Genomic DNA, 4,950 nt, shown 5'->3' with positions numbered 1-4,950 from the left:
GGCCCTGGTGAACTACGTGCTGGCGCATTCCAGCTCCGGGACGATTGGAATGTCAGCGACCGTACCCGCGACAGACGTGTAGTAGTACGTCCATTTTTTCGGCGACCGAAAGTCTGCGTCGGGCCGATAAATTCCGCACAAAGGTCAGCATCGCGCGACCATTAGACAGTGGAAACAACGAAACAACCGCCGACTGTACCGACGGCCATTCGAATCAGGATGCAAAATCCGAATGGCCGGTTTGCCCCAATCAACGGTCAACCGTTACACGAACGTGATCGGCCGCTTGTGGCCGGACCCGGTCAATTGAAATCAATCGCAACCGACATGTATCTCTTCCTTCGATAAAAGTGCCAGGATTACGCAATCCGCAACGTATCTGGCACACTGCACTCTCGCGCTGCGTAGCAGTAGTCGTCCCTTATCAGAGCCGTCACGACTGAATTGCACTTAGCAGCTGCTTCTCTGAGGCCAGGTTAATGTCGAACTCGTAATGCACCGCGTTGTCTGCGAACGCGACGCGCTCGGCATCAAGGTTGACTGCATTGTTGTCCAGTGACGGCTGAGTTGGCTGACGGTACCGCACCTGCGCATAGCGAACCACATCGGAGCCTATCGTGTTTGACCTGGCGATATGAACGGGGTCGCTCGTGACAAGCGGCAGGTCCGAGGCGTTTTCCGCCGATCCTGCGAGCCCTCGCTGTACTCCCCCTTGATTCGAATGCGCAAGCGCGCTACTCAAAGTTGATGAAAAGTCGACATCCACAGCCTTGTAGCCGGGAGTGTCGGCATTGGCAATATTGGAGGCAATCAACCCTTGACGATAACTGCGTGCTTCCAGCGCTTCCTTCGCGAATGCGAACGTTGTGTCAAGCTTGTCGAGAATCATCTTTTCGCGCTCCGGTGACGATACAAAACTGTAGCTTTCAGGGGCCCCAAGAAACCGCGATCCCCTCCATGCAATTGCGCTCACGTTATCCCAAGGTGATCGTGATGCACGAGCAATACAGTATTGCTGGCTATTGATCGGTCAATGACGAGTTTGTAATCGCCTGGCAAGAGTGGCGTCATCTACCCGATCCAATAATGACCGTACGGGTTCAACGCCAACAAGGCTTGCTCAAGCGCAGCCGCTCGAGTCGACCGCCATGCTTGTCGCGATGGTCGATTGGAGCGCGAATGTCTACCTTGACCTGCTGTACCGCGGAGCGCGGACGTCGTCCTGAACACCCTACCCGTGCCAGTACCTGCACGTAAAGCCGAATTGCACGGCCCGGAACCACCGCTTGTTTGACGGCATAACCGATGTTCGAAAAATGATAGCCATCCTGCTGGCACGCATCTCAATCCAGATCCAAGTCGACAATCGTTTCCAGCAGGTGGTCAAACATGAGTGCAGCTAAAGACTCCTCTTTTCCTGTCCATCATTCCACGGTGAGCGCTTTCGATGCAGCCGTCATCGCGGTCGTGGCGGCCGGATTCGGCTTTATGTATTCGGGACTGTACGATGTGTCGGCCGCATCTTGACACAACCCACTTGTCGCCTGGGTGCTGCATAAGACCTACCTGCAGTCGCTGCACCGCCATGCGGCCGCTATCCAGGTGCCAACTGACCTGATGACCGTCGCCAACGTCGAAGCCGGCGCTCGTCTCTACCGGGACACATGCATGGCATGCACGGCGCACCTGGACAATCGCTGAGCCCCATTGGCCAGGGCGTCCTTCCGCCCGCGCCCGAACTGTTAGCCGCAACAATCCCAAGATGATGTTTTGGGTGATCAAGAACGGCGTAAAAATGACCGCAATGCCCGCGTTCGGCAAGACGCAAGACGACCAGACGATCTGGGACTTGACGGCGTACCTTTATAAAGGACGCGGCATCTCCGCTCAAGACTTCGAAAAGCTCAGCGCCGCCAAACCGAATACCCAGCCGTAGGTTATGCCCGCTGAACGGACGGCAAAGGGCCTCTCGGCGGCCGAAATGCTTCTTTGCGCATTGGAGGTCTCAGGCCGCTTGTGTACCTGGACATACGGTGGCCTCGCCCTCGCGAGTGCAAAGGCGGGAGCCAAAACGTCAGTGTTGTGTTCGTCTGGGCACGAACAGCACGTCGACGCCGCAAAAAAAACCGCCACAATGGGCGGGCTAACTGTTTCTCGGAGAACGTCTCTCGGTGACAGGACTACCGGCGCCGTTGTCAGGCCTCTCGCGGCCGAATAACGCACTTGATGTAGTTTGTCACCCCTTCAATACGCGACTCTCCCCTGGGAAGCGAATGCTCCGCTCCCACGAGTTGAGCCCCAACGATACAAATATCAGCCATCGTCGGTTGAGGAACGCTCCTTCTTGCCGCACGCGGATCGCGGCAAGATCTGCCGTCACTCAACCGTTCGATCAGGCCTTAGAAGCGGGTGCGGATGCCGGCACCCACCACCACCTGGTTCTTCGTTGCCGCAATGCCGCCGATATAGGAGCTTGCGCCTTCAAATGCAGCCAAGCCCGAACCCGCCTGTGCCGACAGACCGCCGCTCAGGTGTGACCAGTTGGCGACCGCGTACACGTCCGTGCGCTTCGACAGGTTGTAATCCGACAACAGGCTGACCTGGTTCCACTTCGGCGATGCAGAGTTCTGAGCGTTGCTGAACTTGCCATCGGTGTAGGTGTAAGCCGCGCCCAGGGTCCATGCCGGGGTAACGCTGTAATGCGCATTCACTTCGTAGTTCGTGAAATGAACATATGCGGAGTTCGCAAGCGACAAAGCCGCGGTGCCAGTGGTGAAACCGGTTGCATTGTTCAGCTTGCTGTCAGTGATCACAAAACCAACTTTCGCCGGGCCGAACGTGTAGTTCAAGCCGCCGCCGAAGGTACGCTGACGTCCTGCGGTGAGCGCCGCATCAGCGCTGGTGCTGGCGGCGCTGCTATCAACTGCGCCACCGGTGTTGGTGACTACGCCCAAGCCCGCGGCGCTGTTGGTCAAGCTGTTGTTTACTTGCGTGTAACCCAACGTCGCCAGAATCGGGCCGTTGTTGTACATGGCGCCGAAACTGTATGCACGGTTGTTCCCGAAACCGCCGGCCTGGTTCGAGAAGCCAAACAAGCCGCCGAAGGTCAGGCCGGAGTAATTCGGGCTCTGGTATTTCACCGCGTTGTTGACGCGGAACGTACCCAGCATGTTGTCGTTGTCCAGCGCGTGCGCGAAGACATTGCCGCCTGCGCCGTTGAAGTTTTCAAACGACACACGACCGACCCAGTCGTACATGAATTCATTCTGACGACCCACGGTCAGGGTGCCGAGGTTGTTGCTCGACAGGCCGACATAGGCGTTACGGCCGAATTCACGGCCGCCCTGGCCGAGCTTGCCGTTGCTCAGCGTGAAGCCGTTTTCCAGGACGAACACCGCCTTCAGGCCGCCACCCAGATCTTCGGCGCCTCTCAGGCCCCAACGGTTGCTTTGCAGCATGGCGTTGCTCAAGGCGACATTGCTGTGACCTGTAGTGCCGACGCGGGTGTTGTTGGTGTAGCTGATGCCGGCATCCAGCAGGCCGTACAGGGTTACGCTGCTTTGCGCATGTGCTGCGGTCATACCTGTTGCTGCAAGCGTCGCGGCGAACAATATTTGATGCTTCATCAAAACTCTCCGTAGCTGAATGGTTCCTCGTAAACATTGACCGGGTCTGCGAGGCGAAGAGAGTCTAGTCGTTCCCACGTCCGAAACTTTATGCAATTCTATGTTTCAAACAAAAGCCGAAAAATGTCATCTTCATGTCTCATTTTCCTGAAGATGATCGCAGATGGTGTCCGCATGCAATGTCACTCATTAACCATATAGAGGCGGCCACTCAGAATCCTTGTCGCGCAACCAGATCGCCTGGACCCCTCGATCTGGATTCACGATCACGCGATGGAGTGTTCGACCGTTGCCAGGGGTGTCGTCGTGTTGCTTGCGTACGTTCGTGAAGCGGTTATGAAGATAAACGACGACATTGAGGGAGATGACAGCGTCGAATGACGAAGGGTCAGGCGGAATCGGCAGGTTCAGATCGGCTTCGAGGCGCGCAACACGGTCTTGAACGCCCGGCGGCTGAAGCTCTTGCGCGCCCCGATGCAATCGCCGATGAACTCACATCGCGGTGCCCACGCAGCCGGTCGAGTTGACCGCGAAGACCAACGGCCCGCAAGGGCCGCAGCCGACGTCGAAGAAGCCGTCGAACGTACGAAGCGAGGCGGCCACAACACCGTTGGCCCTCCCTGAGTGCACCAAGGCTGGCTCGACGAAAGAAGTATATGGCTAATGGCCGCGGTTGTTTATCGATCGAATCGACTGAGGAAATATGAGCGCTGCGAGCGCACCCCGTTACTTCCCAACCTCTGGCAGTCAGCGCGCCCGTATCTCCGCTTCGGCTGTCGGCTCGTGCGCGATTGTCGCATCGATGTATCTGGCTATTGTCGACCGAGATGGAATGGACACCGCCCTCCCTTCGGGGACGCAGGATCCTGCAGGAAGGCAGAGGCCCTCCAGAACCGAACGGCATCACAATGTGCCAGAGTGGCGTTTCGAGACGACCACTTGAGGAACGGAGGGCCCAAATGAATGCCACGACATACGGACTGGATGTTGCAAAGCAGATATTCCAGATGTACGACGCACAAACCGGCGAGGTAGCCAATCGACGCTTCCGACGCGACGAGCTGATCGTTCTTCTGGCACAGCGGCCCTCGGGTCGTGTAGCGCTTGAAGCATGCGGCAGTGTGCACTGGTGGGCCCGCAAGATCAAGGCGCTCGGGCACGAAGTGGTGCTGTTGCATACGAAGTCAATCTCGAAGCGAGGCGAACCGTATTTGCGCACGTTGTTGATCCCCGCATTCAACCGGTCGTCGCAACAGTGCCTTATGCGCGTGATGATAGATGCTCGCGGAGCCTTTCGGCAGGAGTTTTCCAGCCGAGAGCTTTG

4 protein-coding genes and 1 pseudogene are annotated in these 4,950 nt (G+C 57.4%); 3 read left to right on the top strand and 2 right to left on the bottom strand.

Going from position 1 to position 4,950, the window contains the following annotated elements; genetic code table 11:
• Positions 1 to 433: 433 nt before the first annotated feature.
• Positions 434 to 886 (bottom strand): flagellar basal body rod protein FlgB, encoded by a 453-nt coding sequence (gene flgB, locus P3T21_RS38130; protein ID WP_429261010.1) that lies wholly within the window; start codon positions 884 to 886, stop codon positions 434 to 436.
• A gap of 503 nt (positions 887 to 1,389) precedes the next feature.
• Here flgB and P3T21_RS38125 point away from each other — a divergent pair.
• Both P3T21_RS38125 and P3T21_RS38120 read left to right on the top strand, forming a co-directional pair.
• Positions 1,390 to 1,527, top strand: coding sequence for a hypothetical protein (locus P3T21_RS38125; protein ID WP_429261009.1), 138 nt, complete (start codon positions 1,390 to 1,392; stop codon positions 1,525 to 1,527).
• Positions 1,528 to 1,774: 247 nt separating this feature from the next.
• Positions 1,775 to 1,936: a c-type cytochrome gene (locus tag P3T21_RS38120; RefSeq protein WP_429261008.1), complete on the top strand. Its 162-nt coding sequence runs from the start codon at positions 1,775 to 1,777 to the stop codon at positions 1,934 to 1,936.
• A 463-nt stretch (positions 1,937 to 2,399) separates the two neighbouring features.
• Here P3T21_RS38120 and P3T21_RS38115 read toward each other — a convergent pair whose 3' ends face one another.
• Positions 2,400 to 3,626 carry a porin gene (locus P3T21_RS38115; RefSeq protein ID WP_429261007.1) on the bottom strand — a complete coding sequence of 409 codons (1,227 nt, stop codon included), beginning with the start codon at positions 3,624 to 3,626 and terminating at the stop codon, positions 2,400 to 2,402.
• Positions 3,627 to 4,585: 959 nt separating this feature from the next.
• Here P3T21_RS38115 and P3T21_RS38110 point away from each other — a divergent pair.
• A pseudogene (locus P3T21_RS38110) lies at positions 4,586 to 4,950 on the top strand (hypothetical protein); the annotation flags it as partial.

It is taken from the genome of Paraburkholderia sp. GAS334, from assembly GCF_050436625.1.
GTDB lineage: Bacteria > Pseudomonadota > Gammaproteobacteria > Burkholderiales > Burkholderiaceae > Paraburkholderia.
The sequence above is the reverse complement of the archived record's forward strand: the minus strand, read 5'-3'. Positions and strand labels throughout refer to the sequence as shown.

Excerpts from the sequence above, each read along its gene's own strand:
- P3T21_RS38125 (WP_429261009.1), top strand. The coding sequence starts at position 1,390 with ATGAGTGCAGCTAAAGACTCCTCTTTTCCTGTCCATCATTCCACGGTG.
- P3T21_RS38115 (WP_429261007.1), bottom strand. The coding sequence starts at position 3,626 with ATGAAGCATCAAATATTGTTCGCCGCGACGCTTGCAGCAACAGGTATG.